Origin of the sequence: Streptomyces sp. DSM 41931, assembly GCF_050271085.1 — a bacterium.
Classification (GTDB): Bacteria; Actinomycetota; Actinomycetes; order Streptomycetales; family Streptomycetaceae; genus Streptomyces; species Streptomyces albogriseolus.
The window spans coordinates 6,254,219-6,273,685 of record NZ_CP189902.1; the positions used below are offsets into that span (position 1 = coordinate 6,254,219).

Consider the following 19,467-nt stretch of genomic DNA (forward strand, 5'->3'; position numbering starts at 1 on the left):
CCGCCCTTGACGCAGGTCTTCGAGGCGTCACCGGGGAGCACCTGACGTACCCGCTGGCTCCGCCGCGGCTGCTGCCCGCGACGGGCCGCGTGGCAGCAGCTGTGGATCTGCACCGGCCACTTCAGCAGCACCTTCTCGCTGCTCAGGTCCAGCTTGCCGGTGGCGTGGTCGAGCGTGAAGCGGGAGACCCGCCGTTCGGCCATGCGCTTGTCCCGGTCGATCCCGGAGTGCGGGGTGTAGTGCAGGTACACCCATCCGTTCCGGGCGAACTCCGGGTCGAGTTCAATCCCGAGCAGACCCTCCTCGACCTTGGTCAGCTCGTCGCCGCCGCCCTTGTTGCCGAAGACGGTGAGCGCGCCGGCGAGGGTGACCTTCTTGGTCCTCGGGTCGTAGACGTGGATCTCGCCCGTGCCCTTGCCGACATCCGGGTCGTTCCAGTCGGTGACGACCGGCTGGGAGGCGTCCGCGCCGCCCCGGCCGATGTAGAACACACGGCCGTCGGGCGCGGTGACCAGGCCGTGCGGCTCGCCGATCTGGTCGTTCTGTCCGGGCTGGTTGGGCTGGGTGAGCCGCTCCGCCTTGTAGTTCCCGGTGATGGTCGCCTTGCAGTCGGCCCGCACCAGGCGGGTGGTCCACAGCAGGGCGCCGCGCAGATGCTCGCGGAAGTCGGTCTCGTCGTAGGACGACACCGTGCCGCCCATGCCGGTGTAGAAGGAGCGGCCGCCGTCGTAGTCACGGCACCAGCTGACCGGGTGGTCCCAGCCGTTGGAAGCGGCGCCGGGCCGGTACGTCGACTCGCGGACCCGGGCCACCGTGTGGACCTCGCCGGAGGGGTTCTCGGTCCAGTTCAGCCACTTGTCGGGCCGCTTCCACTCCAGCGGCAGGCTCCTGGTCGCCGGGTGCACCCGGTCGCCGACCTCCACGGTCGCCCGCTGCACCGTGGTCTGTCCCGCAGCCGGGCGGGCGCCGATCAGACCGGTGAACCAGTCCGAGTACGGCTCCGCGCGGGCCGCGTCGTGCAGGCCGACGAACCCGCCGCCGGCCTCCATGTACGCCTCGAGGCCCGCCTCCTGCTCCGGGTCGAGGACGTCCCCGCCGCCGGTGAGGAACACGATCGTGTTGAAACGGCTCAGCTTCTTGTCGTTGGTGAAGACCGACGCGTCACCGGTGGCGGTCACCGTGAAGCGCTGGTTCTCCGGACCGGTCTGCCCGATCCGCTCGATCGCCGCGATCCCGGCGTTCACCAGCGGTGACTCCTCACCGCTCGCCGCCGAGCCGTAGAACAGCAGCACACGTACGTTCGCGCCGCCGGGCGGCGATGTGATGGACATCGTTGTCAGGGACGGATCCGGGGCCGGTCGCGCGCTGGCGGGACCCGACAGCAGGCCGGCGGCGACGACACCGGCGGCCACGGTGGCCGCCCAGGCGCGTCGTCTGATTCTCGTCCTTCGTGCGTTCGAGGTACTCGACGTGTCCAACCCTGCTAAATCCATGGGTTCGTGATGCGATGTGGACCGCACGTGGCCACCCACCCCTCCTCGGTCGCAGCAACAGCGTCAAGGAAGCTAGACCTCTTTGCGTCAGACGCCAAGACCTATCGCGGCAAAGAAACGGACTTTGTCCTGAGTGTGGATAAACAGGGGCCGGGCCGCTACGGTTTCACAGGTTCATGACAGCCATATGGGGAGTTCGGCATGGACAGACGCGGTTTCAACCGGCGGGTGCTCCTGGGCGGCGCGGCCGTGGCGACATCGTTGTCGGTGGCGCCCGAGGCCATGAGCGCGACCGCACCGGCGCGGACAGCGCCCGCCGGGGGCGAGGTGCGCCGCATCAAGATGTACGCCGAGCGGCTGGCCGGCGGGCAGATGGGCTACGGCTTCGAGAAGGGCAGGGCGACGGTCCCCGGCCCGCTGATCGAGCTCAACGAGGGCGACACCCTGCACATCGAGTTCGAGAACACCACGGACGTGCCGGTGAGCCTGCACGTCCACGGCGTCGACTACGAGATCACCAGCGACGGCACCCGGCAGACCAGGAGCGCCGTCGAACCCGGCGGCACCCGCACCTACACCTGGCGCACCCATGAGCCCGGTCGCCGCGCGGACGGTACCTGGCGGTCGGGCAGCGCGGGCTACTGGCACTACCACGACCACGTCGTCGGAACGGAGCACGGCACCGGAGGCATCCGCAGGGGCCTGTACGGGCCCGTGATCGTGCGCCGCAAGGGCGATGTCCTGCCCGACGCCACCCACACCATCGTCTTCAACGACATGACGATCAACAACCAGCCCGCGCACACCGGCCCCAACGTCGAGGCCACCGTGGGCGACCGGGTCGAGATCGTCATGATCACGCACGGCGAGTACTACCACACCTTCCACATGCACGGTCACCGCTGGGCGGACAACCGCACCGGCATCCTCACCGGGCCCGACGACCCCACCCGGGTCGTCGACACCAAGATCTGCGGCCCCGCCGACTCCTTCGGCTTCCAGGTGATCGCGGGGGAGGGGGTGGGCGCGGGCGCCTGGATGTACCACTGCCACGTCCAAAGCCACGCCGACATGGGCATGGTCGGCCTGTTCCTGGTGAAGAAACCGGACGGCACCATCCCCGGCTACCACCCGCACGAGCACGGCGGCCACACCGGGTCCGCCGGGAAGAAGTCCGGGCACGCGCACTGACGGACGGCCCGCACGCGGCGAGAGCGCTCTCGCCGCCGGGCCGGTCGGGGCTATCCTTTCGGCCAACCGCCAGGTGAGGAGCCCCGAAGTGAGCGAGAGTGCGCCACGTCCCACGCTGGAGGCCGTGGCCGCGCGGGCCGGGGTCTCCCGGGCCACGGTGTCCCGTGTGGTCAACGGCTTCGACGGAGTGCGCGAACCCCTGGCCGAGCGCGTCCGGCGTGCGGTGGACGAACTCGGCTACGTCCCCAACCAGGCCGCCCGCAGCCTGGTCACCCGGCGCCACGACGCCGTCGCCGTCATCGTGGCCGAACCGGAGACCCGGGTCTTCGCCGACCCCTTCTTCGCCCGGCAGCTGCGCGGCATCAGCAAGGAACTCACCGCCCACGACAACCAGCTGGTGCTGCTGCTCACCGAGGACCGCGACGACCACGCGCGCGTCGCCCGCTACCTGGCCGGCGGTCACGTCGACGGCGCCCTGGTGTTCTCCCTGCACATCGACGACCCGCTGCCCGGACTGATCCAGCGCGCCGGACTGCCGACCGTGTTCGGCGGCCGGCCGCACTGGAACGGCGGCGAGGACGGCGTCCGCTACGTCGACACCGACAACCGGGGCGGGGCCCGCGACGCCGTACGCCATCTCCTCTCCCTCGGCCGCAGCCGGATCGCGCACATCACCGGCGCCCTCGACCAGACCTCGGCCGTGGACCGGCTCGATGGCTTCCGGGACGTCATGGCCGACCCCGACCCGGCACTCGTCGAGGAGGGCGACTTCACCGCCGCGAGCGGCGAGCGGGCCATGCGGGAACTGCTCGGCCGCCGCCCCGACCTGGACGCGGTCTTCGCCGGCAACGACCTGATGGCGGCGGGCGCCCTGCGGGCGCTGCGCGAGCACGGCCGGCGGGTGCCCGACGACGTCGCCGTGGTCGGCTTCGACGACATGCTGCCGATCGCCGAGCAGACCGAACCCCCGCTCACCACCGTCCGTCAGGACATCGAGGAGATGGGCCGCCTGATGGCCCGTCTGCTGCTGCGCGACCTGGAGCCCGGCACCGCGCCGGACGAGACCGCCGGCGCCGGCCCTTCCGGGGTGGTGCTGCCGGTCACGCTGGTCCGCAGGGCGTCCGCCTGACCCCCGGTCCCCGATCGGACGCGGGCCGTCCGGGTGCCGTCCGGGGCGATTGTCGGCGGGGGGTGGAAGACTCGGCGGAGCAGGCGACGGGACTCCCGGAGGAGGCACCATGCTCACCACCCGCTTCGTCGACGGCGCGCCCTGCTGGATCGACGTCGCCACGCCCGACCCCGAGGGCACCGCGTCCTTCTACCGCGCCCTGTTCGGCTGGTCGTACCGTTCCGCGGGACCCGAGGGCGGCGGCTACGGCTTCCTGGAGCGGGCGGGCCGGATCGTCGCGGGCTGCGCGCCGCCGGCCGGCGGCCAGGACCCGGCCGGCTGGACCGTGTACTTCCGGTGTTCCGACGCCGACGCGACCGCCGAGGCGGTCCGCAAGGCCAGGGGCAGCGTGCCGGCGCCGCCGGTCACCGTGGGGGAGCAGGGCCGGTCGGCGGTCCTCGCCGACCAGATGGGGGCCGCCTTCGGCGTGTGGCAGCCCGGGCGGCGCGAGGGGCTGGAGTCGGCCGGCGAGGCGGGCAGCCTCTGCTGGGCCGAGCTGTACACGCCGGACATCGCCCGCGCCGCCGCCTTCTACCACGCGGTCCTCGGCTGGGAGACGTCCGCGGTGAGCTTCCCCGGCGGTGTCTACACCTCCGTCAGCCCGCAGGGGGCGGGGGAGGAGGGCGCCTTCGGCGGGATGGTGCCGCTCGCCGACGACCCCGTCGAGGCGGACGGGAGCCGGCCGCACTGGCTGCCGTACATCGGCGCCGAGGACCCGGACGCCGTGGTGGCGCGCGCCGCCGAGCTGGGCGGCCGGGTGCGGATGCCCGCCACCTCGATCCCCGGGGTGGGCCGGCTGGCCCGCCTGGAGGACCCGCACGGCGCGCGCTTCGCGGTGCTCAGGGGCGACCCGCGCGAGACCTGACGTCCGGCGCGCCGCCGTGCGCGGCCGGGGCGCCGGCCGTCATCATCGTGACCGCCGCGCGGGTTCGGCCGGACCGGGGCCGCGGTACGGGTCCGGCGTTGATGCCGCGTTGATCGAACGTTTTTCCCGCTCGGGCACGCTTCCGGCCATGCACACCGACACATTGACGCCACCCGACCTCACCTGGCAGGAGGAGGCGCTGTGCGCGCAGACCGGGGGAGACTTCTTCTTCCCCGAGCCCGGCAGCTCGGTCCGTGAGGCCAAGCGCATCTGCGGCATGTGCCCGATCCGCGCGACCTGTCTGGAGTACGCCCTCACAAACGACATGCGCTTCGGCGTGTGGGGCGGCCTGTCCGAGAAGGAACGCCTCGAACTGCGGCGCACCGGACGCCCGTAGGCCGCCCCGGCCGGACCCGGCTCAGCCGGCGGCGCGGGCGGCCATCCGCGCCTTGCGGGCGGCGAGCTTCTCGTCGAACTTGCGCGCCTCGGCGTCCAGCCCGCCGAGGAACAGACCGAGCTCCTCCTGCGCCTTGAGGCCCTCCGGGCCCAGCCCGTCGATCTCCATGATCTTCAGGAAGCGCAGCACCGGCTGCAGCACGTCGTCGTGGTGGATGCGCATGTTGTAGACCTCGCCGATGGCCATCTGGGCGGCGGCGCGCTCGAAGCCGGGGATGCCGTGGCCGGGCATGCGGAAGTTCACCACCACGTCGCGCACCGCCTGCATCGTCAGGTCCGGGGCGAGCTCGAACGCCGCCTTCAGCAGGTTCCGGTAGAACACCATGTGCAGGTTCTCGTCGGTCGCGATGCGCGCCAGCATGCGGTCGCAGACCGGGTCGCCGGACTGGTGGCCGGTGTTGCGGTGCGAGATGCGGGTGGCCAGCTCCTGGAAGGCCACGTAGGCGACCGAGTGCAGCATCGAGTGCCGGTTGTCCGACTCGAAGCCCTCACTCATGTGCGCCATGCGGAACTGCTCCAGCTTGTCCGGGTCCACGGCGCGCGAGGCGAGCAGGTAGTCGCGCATCACGATGCCGTGGCGGCCCTCCTCGGCGGTCCAGCGGTGCACCCAGGTGCCCCAGGCGCCGTCGCGGCCGAACAGGGAGGCGATCTCGTGGTGGTAGCTGGGGAGGTTGTCCTCCGTCAGCAGGTTCACCACGAGCGCGATGCGGCCGACCTCGGTGACCTTCGACTGCTCCTTGTCCCAGGCCTCGCCGTCCTCGAAGAAGCCCGGGAAGTTGCGCCCGTCGCTCCACGGCACGTACTCGTGCGGCATCCAGTCCTTGGCGACCTTCAGATGCCGGTTGAGCTCCTTCTCGACCACTTCCTCCAGCGCGTACAGCAGCCGGGCGTCGGTCCAGACGGAAGGGCTGTCGATGTGGGCAGGAGTGAGTGTCACGGGTGGCTCCAGGGGGACGGGGACATGCGGACGCGCCGGCGAGCGGTGCCGGTCAACCTACGGCATCGTAGGCTACGTACCCGTAGGTTACGAAGCCGTAGGTTAAGAACGCCGTAAAAGGCCGCTGACCAGCGCCGGTTCCTTCCCCCGGCCGCCGGTCAGGCGTACAGGTCCCGCAGCCGCACCGACAGACAGGTCACGCAGCCCTCGAGCTTCTCGAACTCGCCGATGTCCACCGGCACCGGCTCGTACCCGAGGTCCGCGAACAGCTCCGCCGTCTTCGGGGCGCTCGCCGCCATCAGCACCTTGTCGCCGCCGAGGCACACCACGTGCGCCCCGGACGGCTCCGGCACCGGCAGGAACCGCGGGAACAGCGACGGGGCGTCCATGTGCGGGACGTGCCCGACCACCGTCCCGTCGGGCAGCGCGGTGACCGCCGACTTCAGATGCAGCACCTTGGCCACCGGCACGGCGACCACCCGCGCGCCCAGCGGCTCGAACGCGGCCCGCAGCTGCTGCACGCCGGCCGCGTTGGTGCGCCCGCCGCGGCCCACGTACACCGTGTCGCCGATCTTCAGGACGTCGCCGCCGTCCAGCGTGCCCGGCTCCCACACCCAGTTCACCGAACAGCCCAGGGACGCCACGGCCTCCTCGACGCCGAGGGTCTCCGCACGCCGCGACTCCGCGCCGGAACGGGCGATCAGCGCCACGTTGCGGAACATCACCACCGTGTCCTCCACGAACACGGAGTCCGGGCAGTCGTCGGCCGGGTCCACCTCGACGGTCTCCCAGCCGTGCGCCCGCAGGGCCTCGGTGTACGCCTCCCACTGCCGCACGGCGAGGTCGACGTCCACCTCCTCCCGCTCGACATGGGTCACCAGCCCTTCGGCGAGGCAGGGGGCGGGGCGGCGGACGAGGGCCTTCTTGCTGGGCACGGGTTCGCCTTTCGGATCGGTCGTGCTGGTGGTCGGGGGCATCTCAGCCCGCGCGGGGCCGGTCGGCCACGGGCCCCGGCGCTGCCATCATGCAATCCCCCGCCCGACGGGACCACCCCGGGCCACGATGAGATGTACCACGGGTAACGCGGCTCAGCCCACGGTCCGCCGCAGATGCTCCCCGGTGTACGACCCCGGCGCCCGCAGCAGCTCGGCCGGCGTGCCCTCGAACACCACCCGGCCGCCGTCCCTCCCGCCGCCCGGCCCCAGGTCGATCACCCGGTCCGCGCACGCCACCACCTGAAGGCTGTGCTCGACCACGACCACCGTGTTGCCCGCGTCCACCAGCCGGTCCAGCAGGCCGAGCAGACCGTCCACGTCCGCCATGTGCAGCCCGGTCGTCGGCTCGTCCAGCACGTACACCACGCCGTCCCGGTGCAGCCGGGTGGCCAGCTTCAGCCGCTGCCGCTCCCCGCCGGACAGGGTGGACAGCGGCTGGCCGAGCGTGAGGTACGTGAGGCCGACGTCCCGCAGGGCGCGCAGCCGCCGCCGTACGCCCGGGTCGTGGAAGAAGTCCAGGGCCTCGCCCGCGGTCATCTCCAGCACGTCGGCGACGGACCGCCCGCCGACGGTCAGCCGCAGCACCTCCTCGCCGAACCGCCGACCCTCGCAGTCCGGGCAGGTGGTGGTCACCGGGTCCATGAACGCCAGGTCGGTGCAGAGGACCCCCCGGCCGCCGCAGGTCGCGCAGGCGCCGGTGGAGTTGAAGCTGAACAGCCCCGGCTCCGCGCCCGTCTCCCGCGCGAAGATCTTCCGCACGGTGTCCATGATCCCCAGGTAGGTGGCCGGGGTGGACCGTCCGGAGATGCCGATGGACGACTGGTCGACCACCACGGCCTCGGGGTGCGCGTCGGTGAACTCGGCGACCAGGCTGCTCTTCCCGGACCCCGCCACCCCGGTCACCGCGGTCAGCACCCCGGCCGGGAAGCACACGGTGACGTCCCGCAGGTTGTGCCGGTCCGCCCCCTTCACCCACAACTCGCCGGTCGGGGTGCGTACCTGGGTCTTCACCTCCGTACGCCGGCCGAGGCAGCGTCCCGTCAGCGTGCCGGACGCGGCCAGCTCCCGCGGTGTCCCCTCGAAGACGACGCGGCCGCCCTCGGCGCCCCCGCCCGGCCCCATGTCGACGACGTGGTCGGCCAGCGCGATGACGTCCGGGTCGTGCTCGACGACCAGCACGGTGTTGCCCTTGTCCCGCAGCCGCAGCAGCAGTTCGCCCAGCCGGTGCACGTCCCGCGGGTGCAGCCCGACGCTCGGCTCGTCGAAGACGTACGTCATCCCGGTCAGGCTGGAGCCCAGGTGCCGTACGGTCTTCAGCCGCTGGCCCTCGCCGCCGGAGAGCGTGGACGTCTCCCGGTCGAGGGAGAGATAGCCGAGGCCGATGCGCTCGATCCGCTCCAGCGCGGCGACGGCGGCCGCGGCGACCGGCCCGGCCACCGGGTCGTCGATCTCCCGCAGCACCGGGATCAGGTCGCACACCTGCATCGCCGACAGGTCGGCGATGTTCCGGCCGTCGATCCGGGAGGCCAGCGCCGCCTCGTTCAGCCGGGCGCCCCCGCAGCCGGGGCAGACGCCCTCGGTGAGGAACTCCCGCACCAGGTCACGGGTCTTCTGGCTCATCCCCTCCAGGTCCCGCTTCAGATACAGCCGTTCGAAGCGGTCGGCCAGCCCCTCGTACGCGGTCGTCCAGGTGCCGCCCGTCCCCTGCACGGTGACCTTGCTGCCGGGCCGTCCCCGCATCAGGAACTCCCGCTCGGCGGGCGTGAACCGACGCACCGGCTTGTGCGGGTCCAGGTCCTCGCTGTGGGTGTACGCCTGCCCCTGCCAGGTGCCCGGGGCGAACGGCGGGAACCGGACCGCCCCCTCGGCGAGGGAGCGGTCCGGGTCGAGGATGCGGTCCCAGTCCGGCCGCACGGTCCGGCCCAGTCCGTCGCAGCCGGGGCACATGCCCGAGGGGTCGTTGAACGAGTACGCGGTCGCCGGGCCCGCGCTCGGGGTGCCGTGCCGGGAGAACAGCACCCGCAGCACCGAGTGCACGTCCGTCATCGTCCCCACCGTGGACCGGGAGTGGCCGCCGACCGGCCGCTGGTCGACGACGATCACCGGCGTCAGGTTCTCCAGTGCCCGCGCGTGCGGCCGCTCGTACTTGGGCAGCCGGTTGCGCACGAACCAGGTGTACGTCTCGTTCAGCTGCCGCTGCGACTCGACCGCGATCGTGTCGAAGACGACCGACGACTTCCCCGATCCCGACACGCCGGTGAACACGGTCAGCCGGCCCTTCGGGATGCGGAGCGAGACGTCCTTGAGGTTGTTCTCGGTGGCCCCGGTGAGGGTGATGAAGGTGTCCTGCTGGGTCATGCCGCCGACGCTAGGCGGAATACCCGACAGCTTCTGGCGTGATTTCCTTCAGCTCTCCTTCTTCCATCATCAGCCAGCGCGTGATGCCGATCGACTGCAGGAACGGCAGGTCGTGACTGGCCACGACCAGCGCCCCCTCGAACGACTCCAGCGCCGTGGTGAGCTGCCGGACGCTCGCCATGTCGAGGTTGTTCGTCGGCTCGTCCAGCATCAGCAGCTGCGGCGCGGGCTCCGCCAGCATCAGCGCCGCCAGGGTCGCCCGGAAGCGCTCGCCGCCGGACAGCGTGGCGGCCCGCTGGTCGGCGCGGGAGCCCCGGAACAGGAAGCGGGCCAGCCGCGCCCGGATCCGGTTGTTGGTGGCGCCCGGCGCGAACCGCGCCACGTTCTCCGCCACCGTCAGCTCCGGGTCGAGGACGTCGAGCCGCTGCGGCAGGAACCGCAGCGGGACGTGCGCCGTCGCCTCGCCCGACACCGGGGGCAGCTCCCCGGCGATCGTGCGCAGCAGCGTCGTCTTCCCGGCACCGTTGCGCCCGATCAGCGCCACCCGCTCCGGGCCCCGCAGGTCCAGGCCCTTCACCCGGGCGCCGTACGCCGGCTCCAGATCCGTCACGGTGAGGACCTGGCGTCCCGGCGGCACGGCGGTGTACGGCAGGTCGACGCGGATCTCGTCGTCGTCCCGCACCGCCTCCACCGCGTCGTCGAGCCGCTCCTTGGCCTCGGCGAGCTTCTCCTCGTGCATGATGCGGTGCTTGCCGGCCGCAACCTGGGCCTGGCGTTTGCGCTCGCCCATGACGACCTTGGGCTCGCGCTTGTTGTCCCACATCTTCTGGCCGTACCGCTTACGGCGGGCCAGCTTGACCTGCGCGTCGGCCAGTTCGCGCTTCTGCTTGCGGAGGTCGGCCTCGGCGACCCGCACCATGCGCTCCGCCGCCTCCTGCTCCACGGCCAGGGCCTCCTCGTACGCCGTGTAGTTGCCGCCGTACCAGGTGATCCCGCCCGCGCGCAGGTCCGCGATCTGGTCGACCAGGTCGAGCAGTTCCCGGTCGTGGCTCACCACGACCAGGACGCCCTGCCAGTTCTCGACGGCCGCGTACAGCCGTCTGCGGGCGTACAGGTCGAGGTTGTTGGTGGGCTCGTCGAGCAGCAGCACGTCGGGACGGCTCAGCAGCAGCGCGGCCAGCCGCAGCATGACCGACTCGCCGCCGGACACCTCGCCGACGGTGCGGTCCAGGCCGATGTGACCGAGACCGAGTTCGCCGAGCGTGGCCAGCGCGCGCTCCTCGACGTCCCAGTCGTCGCCGACGGTCTCGAAGTGCTCCTCCGCCACGTCGCCCGCCTCGATGGCGTGCAGCGCGGCCCGCTTCCCGGCGATGCCGAGGGCCTCGTCGACCCGCAGCGCGGTGTCCAGCGTGACGGTCTGCGGCAGCCGGCCCACCTCGCCGGACACCTTGACGGAGCCCTCCGTGGGGGTGAGCTCCCCGGCGATCAGCTTGAGCAGGGTGGATTTCCCCGAGCCGTTGAGGCCGACGAGGCCGGTGCGGCCGGGGCCGAACGCGGCGTCGAGGTCCTCGAAGACGACGGTGCCGTCGGGCCAGGTGAAGGAGAGGGAGTGACAGGTGAGAGAAGCTGACATGCGGGCCTCCGCGGTTGCATGGGGCGATCAGGGGCACACGCGTATCGAGACACCGCGGGACGACGACCGGCAGCCGGGGAAGGAATCCGTGGCATGAGAAAAGCCCCGTTGCGGAGGGACCGCAAGGACGGCTCGAACGCCGAGGTCGCACGCAGCGCACACACCTGACCGGTGTGAGGCGGTGTCTCAGAACCTCAGACGAGCAACGTCCTTCTCCCATCGACGGCAACAGAACCGCTGACGACGTTACGCGTGGCCCCACCGGCCGTCAACGCGATTTTCGGACATCGTGGACCCCGTGTCCCCGCACCGAGGAGGCCCCGTGCCCAACGGCCCGCTCTCCCTGCCGGCCCGCCTGTGCCTGCTGGCCTGGGATCTCGACCCCACCCGGGCCGCCCCCGTGGTGCGGGCCGGCGCCCTGGCCGATCTCGCGCGGCGCGGCCTGCTGGTCGACGACGACGGCATCGCGACCCCGCGCGACCTGGACTCCCGCACCGGCGACCCGGCCCTCGACGGGCTGCTGGAGCTGGTCAGCGAGTCCTTCCCGCACGGCTGGCGCACCTGGGTGACGCTGCACGCCCGGCACACCCTGGACGCGGTCCGCGAGCACCTGGTCGCCGAGGGCGTGCTGCGGGCCGAGAAGCACCGGGTGCTCGGCGTGTTCCCGTCCGTGGACCACGTCCTCGCCGACACGGCCCGCGCGGACGCCCTGCGGGCGGAGGCCCACCGCGTCCTCTCCGGCGCCGCCTCCCCCGCGGACGTCTCCGACACGACCGCGACGGCCCTCGCCCTCGCCGCGGCGGCCGACCTCCCGCTCACCGCCTCGGGCACACCCCCGGCCGTGCCGGGGGACCCCGGCTTCGCCGCGATCCTCCACGAACTGGAGACGGCCCTGCGCGACGCGGCCCCCGCGCCGTCGCTGCCGAAGGGCCGCTGAGACCCGGCAGACGGCCGGACACCCCGCGTCACCCGGGGTGTCCGGCCGTCTGCCGCGTCCCTGCGCGTCCCTACGCCTCCCGCATCAGTTCCGCGAGGCCGTGGTCGAGGTCGAGGTGGAGGTGCTCGAGGCCGGTGGGGACGAGCTCGCTCGTCGCCTCCAGGAAGCGGCGCAGTTCACCGGAGCGGACGTGGATCACGGCCGTGCCCTCCGGCGCGTGGAACTCCATCACCGTGCGGTCGTAGCCGTACGGGCGCACCCGGACGTCGCCGTCCCCCTCGGGGGCCTCCATGCCCGCGGCGAGCAGGTCACGGGCGAACGTCCAGCACACGTCGACGCCTTCGAGCGTGGCGGGCGCGGGGAAGGTCATGCGGACGGCGAACGGGTCGTCGCCGTCGTAGTGCAGCGTGGCGGGGATGTCGGCCATCCGCGGCGCGGCGGCGACTAGGCGGGCCTCTACGGACTGCTCGATGACGGTGGACAACGCCTTGCTCCCTCGTGACGGCTGGGCTGGCTTCCGGGCGGTTCGTGTCTGTCGGCTACTGGAGGAGACGCTGGAATCGGCCATTCCGTGCGCATGAAGAGCGAGTGACCTCTGTCACCGCCTTCATGCACCCGAGTGACACGTCTCTCCTTCCGTCCCGCACGGGCCACTTGGGGCGGCCGCCGTCGGCGGGCGCTCTGGACGGCGCCCCGCCGGTGGGCTAGCTTCCCCCGCCATGAGGCGCTCGGGAAGCACGCGACGGACGGGAACGACGGGACGGACGGGGCGGAGGCCGCGGCGGGTGACCGCGGCAGCGGCGGGCGTCGCGGCACTCGCCGCGCTCACCGCCGTACCCGCCCAGGCACACGGCCCGGCGCACCAGGACCGCGCCCCGCACTGGTCGTTGAAGGACACCGGCGCCCCCGACGTGCGGTTCCGCGGTCTGGCCGCCGTCAGCCGGGACACCGCGTGGGTGGCCGGATCCCTCGGCACCGTGCTGCGCACCACCGACGGCGGACGGACCTGGCAGGACGTGTCGCCGCCCGGCGCGGGCGAGTTGCAGTTCCGGGACGTCGAGGCGTTCGACGCGCGCCGGGCCGTGGTGCTGGCCATCGGGGAGGGCGAGGACTCCCGCGTCTACCGCACCGACGACGGCGGAACCACCTGGACCGAGACCTTCCGCAACCCGGACGCCCGCGCGTTCTACGACTGCCTCACCTTCTTCGACCACCGCCACGGACTCGCCATGAGCGACCCCGTGGACGGGAAGTTCCGCATCCTGTCGACCCGCGACGGCGGCCGCTCCTGGACCGTGCTCCCCGACGCCGGCATGCCCCCGGCGCTGGAGGGCGAGGCCGGCTTCGCCGCGAGCGGCCAGTGCCTGGTGTCGTCCGGGCCGAAGGACGTCTGGCTGGCCACCGGGGGAGCGGCCCGCGCCCGCGTGCTGCACTCCGCCGACCGAGGCCGCACCTGGACGGCCACCGACGCGCCGATCCCCGCCGGCGACCCGGCGCGCGGCGTCTTCGCCCTCGCCTTCCGCGACCGCCACCACGGTCTCGCCGTCGGCGGCGACTTCAGCCCCGGCCTGCCCTCGCCCGACGCCGCCGCGCGCACCACGGACGGCGGACGCGGCTGGCGGCCGGCCGCGGGATCCCCGCCGGCCTACCGCTCCGGCGTCGCCTGGCTCCCGCACAGCCGCACCGCCGCCCTCGCCGTCGGCCCCACCGGCACCGACCTGACCACCGACGGCGGCCGCACCTGGCGGACGGTCGACACCGGCTCGTACGACACCGTCGACTGCCCGCCCGACCGGGGCTGCTGGGCGGCGGGGGAGAAGGGCAGAGTCGCCCGACTGGAGCAGTGACGCGGGCCGAGGCCCTACATCACGGAGACCGGGGTACCCGACCGCTGTACGCGACCGAGCGCTCGCCGAGCGCGAGAGAAAGTGAGCGGACATGCCACGCGGTTCCAGCCCCAAGCGGGAGCGTCAGTACGAGCACATCAAGGAGAGCGCGAAGGACCGGGGCGAGAGCACCGGACGCGCCAAGGAGATCGCCGCCCGGACGGTGAACAAGGAACGCGCCCGGTCCGGCGAGTCGAAGACCGCCAGCCGGACCTCGACGCAGGACATGTCCTCCGGCAAGCGCGGCGGCCAGCGGTCCGGGAAGGGCTCCCAGGGCCCGACCCGCGACCAGCTCTACGAAGAGGCCAAGAAGCGGAACATCGAGGGCCGTTCGAGCATGAACAAGGGCCAGCTGCAGCGGGCGCTCGGCAAGTGAGCCCCGGGCCTCCGCGCGGAGGCGCGGGCCGGGAGGCCCCCTCCGCGCGGAGCGCCCCGCCCCGTAGGCTCGGGGCACCATGACGACCGTACGCACACCGGCCGGCTGGCCGGTCACCGAGGAAGAGGCCCGCGCGGTCCAGGACGCGCTCCGCGCGAAGGTGGAGCTCGACGAACCGGGGCCGCCGCCGGGCACCGGGCACGTCACCGGCGTCGACGTCGCCTACGACGACGAGCGGGACGTGGTCGCCGCCGCGGCCGTCGTGCTGGACGCGGCCACCCTGGACGTCGTCGCCGAGTCCACGGCCGTCGGCCGTATCTCCTTCCCGTACGTGCCCGGACTGCTGGCGTTCCGCGAGATCCCCACGGTGCTCGCCGCCCTCGAGGCGCTGCCCTGCGCGCCCGGCCTGGTGGTCTGCGACGGCTACGGCCTCGCCCACCCGCGCCGTTTCGGTCTCGCCGCCCACCTCGGCGTCCTCACCGGACTCCCGACGATCGGCGTGGCCAAGAACCCCTTCACCTTCACCTTCGACGAGCCCGCCGCCCCGCGCGGCAGCACTTCCCCGCTGCTCGCCGGCGACGAGGAGGTGGGCCGCGCGCTGCGCACCAGGGACGCCGTCAAACCGGTGTTCGTGTCGGTGGGCCACCGGGTGAGCCTGGACAACGCCTGCGCCCACACGCTCGCCCTGGCCCCCGCCTACCGCCTCCCCGAGACCACCCGCAGGGCGGACGCCCTGTGCCGCCGCGCCCTCCGCGAGGCCGCACCGGCACTCACGGCGGACTGAGTACGCGTACGGATGTCCGAACGCCCGCCCGACGGCAGGGTGTTCGGCATGCAGACACACCGCACCGCCCGACCCCGCCGCAGCCCCGTGCGCCTCACCGGCCGAGCCGTCACGCTGGGCCTCGCCCTTGGCGTCCTGGCGGGCGCGGGGTGGGTGGCGGGCATGATCTACACCCTGATCACCTGGCCGCTCTGACCGCCGCCACCCGGAACCGGATCCCCGCATCCTGGAGGCGGCCGATCAGCGCGTCGCCCATCGCCACCGCCGTCGTGACCTGGCCCGACGTCGGGGGGAGGGCGTCGAAGGCCAGGCAGAGCGCGCTCTCGGCGAGCATCTTCGCCGTCTCGTCGTAGCCGGGGTCGCCGCCCGAGACCTCCGTGAAGACCCTGCGGCCGCCGCCCTCGCCGACGAAGCGGACCGTGAACCAGCTGCGTGCCCGCTTCTCGGGGCTCGGTCCGTCGCCGGGCCTGAGGCGGGCGGACAGGGCGCGGCGCAGCGGCGGGACCTGGGCCGCCGCGACCAGCGTGCCGACCGCGGCCACTCCGCCCAGGGCGACGGGCAGGCTGCGCACCGCGGCGTAGTGGCGGTAACGGAAGTCCGGGCCGTAGCGGGCCAGCGCCTTCGCCGAGCGGCGCACGATCTGGCTGTCGATCGTCGGCAGGGGCAGCGCCCAGGCGTCCACCTCCGGCGCATAGCGCGGGGCGCTCGTCGGGGCGGAGGCGCGGCGTCCCACCAGCCGCGGCTCGTGGCGCCGGCGGTCCCGCGCGGCGGCCCGCAGCCTGCCCGGCCGGGCGAACTGGTTCAGCGCCGAGGCGAACGTGCCGCCCGAGAAGGCCGCGTCGGCGGTGACGTACCCGTCGACCGTCAGCGGCACGTCCTCCGGCAGCTGCCGCACCGTGAAGTACGCGCCCAGGTCGTGCGGCACCGAGTCGAAGCCGCAGGCGTGCACCAGCCGCGCCCCGGTCTCCCGCGCGCGGGCGTCGTGCCGGACGTACATCAGGTCCACGAACTCCGGCTCACCCGTCAGGTCGACGTAGTCGGCGCCGGTGTCCGCGCAGGCGGCGACGAGTTCCTCGCCGTACTCCACATAGGGCCCCACCGTGGTGGCGACCACCCGCGCCTGCTCGGCGAGGGCGCGCAGCGTGGCCGGCTCGGACACGTCCGCCCGCAGCACGCCCGCCTTCTCGCCGCCGGGCAGCCGCTCCCGCAGCTCCTCCAGCTTCCGCTCGCTGCGTCCCGCGACCGCCCAGCGCAGTCCCTCCGGCGCATGGGCGGCCAGATACTCCGCGGTCAGCGTCCCGGCGAAACCGGTCGCTCCGAAGAGCACGATGTCGTACGGACGGTCCGTCCTGCTCAGCCTGCTCATGACACCCCTTGGTCGTGCAGCCGCGCCGCTGTCGGTGGCCGAGGCTAGCGTGAGGGGTGCGGAGCCCGACGACGAGCCCGGAGGAAAGCGATGGCCGTGCCACGGAACGCCCTGCGGAAGTGGGAGAAAGTGCGCGCCTGGGCGCTGCGCCTGCCGGGCGCCGTCGAGGAGCACCCCTGGGGCGAGACGGTCGCCAAGGTCGACCGGAAGGTGTTCGTCTTCCTCGGCGTCGACGACGGGAGTCACCCGCTCGGGGTCACCGTGAAGCTGACGGACGAGACGGCGCACGCCCACGCGCTGGCCTGCCCGGGCGCCGAGCCCGCCGGGTACGGCCTGGGCAAGGCCGGCTGGGTGCACGTCCCGCTGGAGCCCGCGGGCGCCCCGGCGGCGGAGCTGCTGTGCGACTGGGTGGAGGAGAGCTACCGCACGGTCGCCACCAGACGCCGGGCGGCCGAGCTGGACGCGCGGGCGGCGGAGCGGGCGGCCCCCTGAGCCGCCGGTGCCCGGACCGCACCGCGGTCCGTCCCCGGGAGCGCTCGGCTACTGTGGCCAAGCGCTTGCTCGCCCGGCCTTGTGCCCGGTGCGTGGCGTTCTTAACATCGCAGGTGTTACACCAGGAGTGTCACAGCCGATGGGGGCTCGATGACGGAGGCGACGGCGCCGGACGACGGCCCGCTCACCGGCGTGCGCGTGGTCGAGCTGGCCGGCATCGGCCCCGGCCCCTTCGCCGCCATGCTCCTCGCCGACCTGGGCGCCGACGTCGTACGCGTCGACCGTCCCGGCGGCCCCGGACTCGGCATCGACCCCGCCCGCGACGTCACCAACCGCAACAAGCGCTCCGTGGTCGTCGACCTGAAGGCCCCGGACGGCGCAGCCCGCGTCCTCGACCTCGCCGAGCGCGCCGACATCCTGATCGAGGGCTACCGCCCCGGCGTGGCCGAGCGCCTCGGCGTCGGCCCCGAGGACTGCCGGGCCCGCAACCCCCGCCTGGTGTACGGGAGGATGACCGGCTGGGGCCAGGACGGCCCCCTCGCCGACCGCGCCGGACACGACATCGGCTACATCGCCGTCACCGGCGCCCTCGGCATGACCGGTGAGCCCGGCCGGCCCCCGGTCGCCCCCGCCAACCTCCTCGGCGACTACGCGGGCGGCTCCCTGTACCTGGTGGTGGGCGTCCTCGCCGCCCTCCACCACGCGCGCGCCAGCGGCACCGGACAGGTCGTCGACGCCGCCATCGTGGACGGCACCGCCCACCTCACCTCGATGATCCACGGCATGCTCGCCGCCGGCGTCTGGCAGGACCGCCGCGGCGCCAACCTCCTCGACGGCGGCTGCCCCTACTACGGCACCTACGCGACCGCCGACGGCGGACACATGGCCGTCGGCGCGCTGGAACCGCGGTTCTACGCCGAGTTCCTGCGCCTGCTGGACCTCACCGACCTCGCCGGGGCGCACGCCGACGTCACCCGCTGGCCGGAGCTGCGCACCCGGGTCGCCGGACGCTTCGCCTCCCGCACCCGCGACGCCTGGACCGCCGTCTTCGAGGGCACCGACGCGTGCGTGGCGCCGGTGCTGTCGCTGCGCGAGGCCCCGCACCACCCGCACCTCGCCGCCCGCTCCACCTTCACCGACCACGCGGGCATCACCCAGCCCGCCCCCGCGCCGCGGTTCTCCGCGACGCCCGCCACCGTCCGCACCGGGCCCGCCCGGCCGGGCGCCGACACCGAGGACGTGGCCCGCGACTGGGGCGTACCCGGCCTGCTGCCCCCGCCCTCGAACCCTCAGCGAAAGGCCTCCTCGTGAGCACCGAAGCGTATGTGTACGACGCGATCCGCACCCCGCGCGGACGCGGCAAGGCGAACGGCGCCCTGCACGGCACCAAGCCCATCGACCTGGTCGTCGGGCTGATCCACGAGATCCGCGCCCGTTTCCCCGGCCTCGACCCGGCCGCCGTCGACGACATCGTCCTCGGCGTCGTCGGCCCGGTCGGCGACCAGGGCTCCGACATCGCCCGCATCGCCGCCATCGCCGCGGGCCTGCCCGACACGGTGGCCGGCGTCCAGGAGAACCGCTTCTGCGCCTCCGGTCTGGAAGCCGTCAACATGGCCGCGATGAAGGTCCGTTCGGGCTGGGAGGACCTGGTCCTCGCGGGCGGCGTGGAGTCCATGTCCCGCGTCCCGATGGCCTCCGACGGCGGCGCCTGGTTCAACGACCCGATGACCAACCTCGAGGTCAACTTCGTGCCGCAGGGCATCGGCGCCGACCTCATCGCCACCATCGAGGGCTTCTCCCGCCGCGACGTCGACGAGTACGCCGCCCTCTCCCAGGAGCGCGCCGCGGGCGCCTGGAAGGAGAACCGCTTCGAGCGGTCCGTCGTCCCGGTGAAGGACCGCGGCGGCCTCGTCGTCCTCGACCACGACGAGCACCTGCGCCCCGGCACCACCGCCGACTCCCTCGCCCAGCTCAAGCCGTCGTTCGCGGACATCGGCGAGCTGGGCGGCTTCGACGCCGTCGCGCTGCAGAAGTACCACTGGGTGGAGAAGATCGACCACGTCCACCACGCGGGCAACTCCTCCGGCATCGTCGACGGCGCCGCCCTCGTCGCGATCGGCTCCAAGGAGGTCGGCGAGCGCTACGGCCTCACCCCGCGCGCCCGCATCGTCTCCGCCGCCGTCTCCGGCTCCGAGCCGACCATCATGCTCACCGGCCCCGCGCCCGCCACCCGCAAGGCGCTCGCCAAGGCCGGACTGACCATCGACGACATCGACCTCGTGGAGATCAACGAGGCGTTCGCCGCGGTCGTGCTCCGCTTCGTCAAGGACATGGGCCTCTCCCTGGACAAGGTCAACGTCAACGGCGGCGCCATCGCGCTCGGCCACCCGCTCGGCGCCACCGGCGCGATGATCCTCGGCACCCTCGTCGACGAACTGGAGCGCCAGGACAAGCGCTACGGGCTCGCCACGCTCTGCGTGGGCGGCGGCATGGGCATCGCCACCATCGTCGAACGCATCTGACCCCCTCC

At 73.2% G+C, this 19,467-nt stretch carries 18 protein-coding genes and 1 pseudogene; 12 read left to right on the forward strand and 7 right to left on the reverse strand.

Annotation, left to right across the window (positions count from 1 at the left end; translation table 11 throughout):
* Positions 1 to 86 precede the first annotated feature (86 nt).
* Positions 87 to 1,331 (reverse strand): annotated as a pseudogene (locus tag ACP7TJ_RS28580) (ThuA domain-containing protein); the annotation flags it as partial.
* A gap of 363 nt (positions 1,332 to 1,694) precedes the next feature.
* Between ACP7TJ_RS28580 and ACP7TJ_RS28585 the strand changes: the two are divergent.
* The 4 genes from ACP7TJ_RS28585 (at position 1,695) to ACP7TJ_RS28600 (ending at position 5,114) form a co-directional block, all read left to right on the forward strand.
* A complete protein-coding gene (locus ACP7TJ_RS28585; protein WP_093764090.1) occupies positions 1,695 to 2,684 on the forward strand; it encodes a multicopper oxidase domain-containing protein in 990 nt (329 codons plus the stop codon).
* An 88-nt stretch (positions 2,685 to 2,772) separates the two neighbouring features.
* Positions 2,773 to 3,813 (forward strand): LacI family DNA-binding transcriptional regulator, encoded by a 1,041-nt coding sequence (locus tag ACP7TJ_RS28590; protein ID WP_167740841.1) that lies wholly within the window; start codon positions 2,773 to 2,775, stop codon positions 3,811 to 3,813.
* 109 nt (positions 3,814 to 3,922) lie between these two features.
* Positions 3,923 to 4,717, forward strand: a complete 795-nt coding sequence (locus tag ACP7TJ_RS28595; RefSeq protein WP_427766411.1) for a VOC family protein — start codon at positions 3,923 to 3,925, stop codon at positions 4,715 to 4,717.
* A gap of 148 nt (positions 4,718 to 4,865) precedes the next feature.
* Positions 4,866 to 5,114 (forward strand): WhiB family transcriptional regulator, encoded by a 249-nt coding sequence (locus ACP7TJ_RS28600; protein WP_093764087.1) that lies wholly within the window; start codon positions 4,866 to 4,868, stop codon positions 5,112 to 5,114.
* Between the two features lie 21 nt (positions 5,115 to 5,135).
* Here ACP7TJ_RS28600 and ACP7TJ_RS28605 read toward each other — a convergent pair whose 3' ends face one another.
* The 4 genes from ACP7TJ_RS28605 to ACP7TJ_RS28620 form a co-directional block, all read right to left on the reverse strand.
* Complete coding sequence (locus tag ACP7TJ_RS28605; protein ID WP_167740843.1) at positions 5,136 to 6,110, reverse strand: acyl-ACP desaturase; 975 nt, start codon at positions 6,108 to 6,110, stop codon at positions 5,136 to 5,138.
* A gap of 158 nt (positions 6,111 to 6,268) precedes the next feature.
* The gene (gene ddaH / locus ACP7TJ_RS28610) at positions 6,269 to 7,045 is read right to left on the reverse strand and encodes a dimethylargininase (protein ID WP_380877762.1); all 777 of its coding nucleotides are present in this window, start codon (positions 7,043 to 7,045) and stop codon (positions 6,269 to 6,271) included.
* A 153-nt stretch (positions 7,046 to 7,198) separates the two neighbouring features.
* On the reverse strand, positions 7,199 to 9,463 hold the full coding sequence (locus ACP7TJ_RS28615) for an ATP-binding cassette domain-containing protein (RefSeq protein WP_427766415.1): 2,265 nt from the start codon (positions 9,461 to 9,463) through the stop codon (positions 7,199 to 7,201).
* Positions 9,464 to 9,473: 10 nt separating this feature from the next.
* On the reverse strand, positions 9,474 to 11,096 hold the full coding sequence (locus ACP7TJ_RS28620) for an ABC-F family ATP-binding cassette domain-containing protein (RefSeq protein ID WP_093764084.1): 1,623 nt from the start codon (positions 11,094 to 11,096) through the stop codon (positions 9,474 to 9,476).
* A gap of 322 nt (positions 11,097 to 11,418) precedes the next feature.
* Between ACP7TJ_RS28620 and ACP7TJ_RS28625 the strand changes: the two genes are divergently transcribed.
* Positions 11,419 to 12,033: a GOLPH3/VPS74 family protein gene (locus tag ACP7TJ_RS28625; protein WP_093764083.1), complete on the forward strand. Its 615-nt coding sequence runs from the start codon at positions 11,419 to 11,421 to the stop codon at positions 12,031 to 12,033.
* A gap of 70 nt (positions 12,034 to 12,103) precedes the next feature.
* Here the strand turns inward: ACP7TJ_RS28625 and ACP7TJ_RS28630 are convergent, their stop codons facing one another.
* Positions 12,104 to 12,517, reverse strand: a complete 414-nt coding sequence (locus ACP7TJ_RS28630; RefSeq protein WP_167740847.1) for an SsgA family sporulation/cell division regulator — start codon at positions 12,515 to 12,517, stop codon at positions 12,104 to 12,106.
* Between the two features lie 301 nt (positions 12,518 to 12,818).
* On the opposite strand from ACP7TJ_RS28630, the gene ACP7TJ_RS28635 reads away from it, so the two are divergent.
* The 4 genes from ACP7TJ_RS28635 (at position 12,819) to mmpA (ending at position 15,274) form a co-directional block, all read left to right on the forward strand.
* Entirely contained in the window at positions 12,819 to 13,880 is a 1,062-nt protein-coding gene (locus ACP7TJ_RS28635; protein ID WP_093764081.1) for a WD40/YVTN/BNR-like repeat-containing protein, read from the forward strand.
* A gap of 91 nt (positions 13,881 to 13,971) precedes the next feature.
* Positions 13,972 to 14,295 (forward strand): plasmid stabilization protein, encoded by a 324-nt coding sequence (locus tag ACP7TJ_RS28640; protein ID WP_093764080.1) that lies wholly within the window; start codon positions 13,972 to 13,974, stop codon positions 14,293 to 14,295.
* A gap of 79 nt (positions 14,296 to 14,374) precedes the next feature.
* Entirely contained in the window at positions 14,375 to 15,079 is a 705-nt protein-coding gene (locus ACP7TJ_RS28645; RefSeq protein WP_427766419.1) for an endonuclease V, read from the forward strand.
* Positions 15,080 to 15,127: 48 nt separating this feature from the next.
* Positions 15,128 to 15,274 carry a morphogenic membrane protein MmpA gene (gene mmpA / locus ACP7TJ_RS28650; protein WP_176710644.1) on the forward strand — a complete coding sequence of 49 codons (147 nt, stop codon included), beginning with the start codon at positions 15,128 to 15,130 and terminating at the stop codon, positions 15,272 to 15,274.
* On the opposite strand, the gene ACP7TJ_RS28655 is transcribed toward mmpA, so the two are convergent.
* Positions 15,258 to 16,445 carry a saccharopine dehydrogenase family protein gene (locus ACP7TJ_RS28655; protein WP_380878489.1) on the reverse strand — a complete coding sequence of 396 codons (1,188 nt, stop codon included), beginning with the start codon at positions 16,443 to 16,445 and terminating at the stop codon, positions 15,258 to 15,260. The genes mmpA and ACP7TJ_RS28655 overlap by 17 nt on opposite strands.
* Positions 16,446 to 16,535: 90 nt before the next feature.
* On the opposite strand from ACP7TJ_RS28655, the gene ACP7TJ_RS28660 reads away from it, so the two are divergent.
* The 3 genes from ACP7TJ_RS28660 (at position 16,536) to ACP7TJ_RS28670 (ending at position 19,459) form a co-directional block, all read left to right on the forward strand.
* On the forward strand, positions 16,536 to 16,937 hold the full coding sequence (locus ACP7TJ_RS28660; RefSeq protein ID WP_093764076.1) for an MmcQ/YjbR family DNA-binding protein: 402 nt from the start codon (positions 16,536 to 16,538) through the stop codon (positions 16,935 to 16,937).
* Positions 16,938 to 17,087: 150 nt separating this feature from the next.
* On the forward strand, positions 17,088 to 18,248 hold the full coding sequence (locus tag ACP7TJ_RS28665) for a CaiB/BaiF CoA transferase family protein (protein WP_427766423.1): 1,161 nt from the start codon (positions 17,088 to 17,090) through the stop codon (positions 18,246 to 18,248).
* Complete coding sequence (locus ACP7TJ_RS28670) at positions 18,245 to 19,459, forward strand: acetyl-CoA C-acetyltransferase (RefSeq protein WP_387621239.1); 1,215 nt, start codon at positions 18,245 to 18,247, stop codon at positions 19,457 to 19,459. The genes ACP7TJ_RS28665 and ACP7TJ_RS28670 overlap by 4 nt, the downstream gene beginning before the upstream one ends.
* The last annotated feature ends 8 nt before the right edge of the window (positions 19,460 to 19,467 follow it).

What these genes read in the sequence shown, in the direction of transcription:
- ACP7TJ_RS28585 (WP_093764090.1), top strand. Translation starts at nt 1,695, where the DNA reads ATGGACAGACGCGGTTTCAACCGGCGGGTGCTCCTGGGCGGCGCGGCC.
- ACP7TJ_RS28595 (WP_427766411.1), top strand. Translation starts at nt 3,923, where the DNA reads ATGCTCACCACCCGCTTCGTCGACGGCGCGCCCTGCTGGATCGACGTC.
- ACP7TJ_RS28600 (WP_093764087.1), top strand. Translation starts at nt 4,866, where the DNA reads ATGCACACCGACACATTGACGCCACCCGACCTCACCTGGCAGGAGGAG.
- ACP7TJ_RS28615 (WP_427766415.1), bottom strand. Translation starts at nt 9,463, where the DNA reads ATGACCCAGCAGGACACCTTCATCACCCTCACCGGGGCCACCGAGAAC.
- ACP7TJ_RS28620 (WP_093764084.1), bottom strand. Translation starts at nt 11,096, where the DNA reads ATGTCAGCTTCTCTCACCTGTCACTCCCTCTCCTTCACCTGGCCCGAC.
- ACP7TJ_RS28640 (WP_093764080.1), top strand. Translation starts at nt 13,972, where the DNA reads ATGCCACGCGGTTCCAGCCCCAAGCGGGAGCGTCAGTACGAGCACATC.
- ACP7TJ_RS28645 (WP_427766419.1), top strand. Translation starts at nt 14,375, where the DNA reads ATGACGACCGTACGCACACCGGCCGGCTGGCCGGTCACCGAGGAAGAG.
- mmpA (WP_176710644.1), top strand. Translation starts at nt 15,128, where the DNA reads ATGCAGACACACCGCACCGCCCGACCCCGCCGCAGCCCCGTGCGCCTC.
- ACP7TJ_RS28655 (WP_380878489.1), bottom strand. Translation starts at nt 16,445, where the DNA reads ATGAGCAGGCTGAGCAGGACGGACCGTCCGTACGACATCGTGCTCTTC.
- ACP7TJ_RS28660 (WP_093764076.1), top strand. Translation starts at nt 16,536, where the DNA reads ATGGCCGTGCCACGGAACGCCCTGCGGAAGTGGGAGAAAGTGCGCGCC.
- ACP7TJ_RS28665 (WP_427766423.1), top strand. Translation starts at nt 17,088, where the DNA reads ATGACGGAGGCGACGGCGCCGGACGACGGCCCGCTCACCGGCGTGCGC.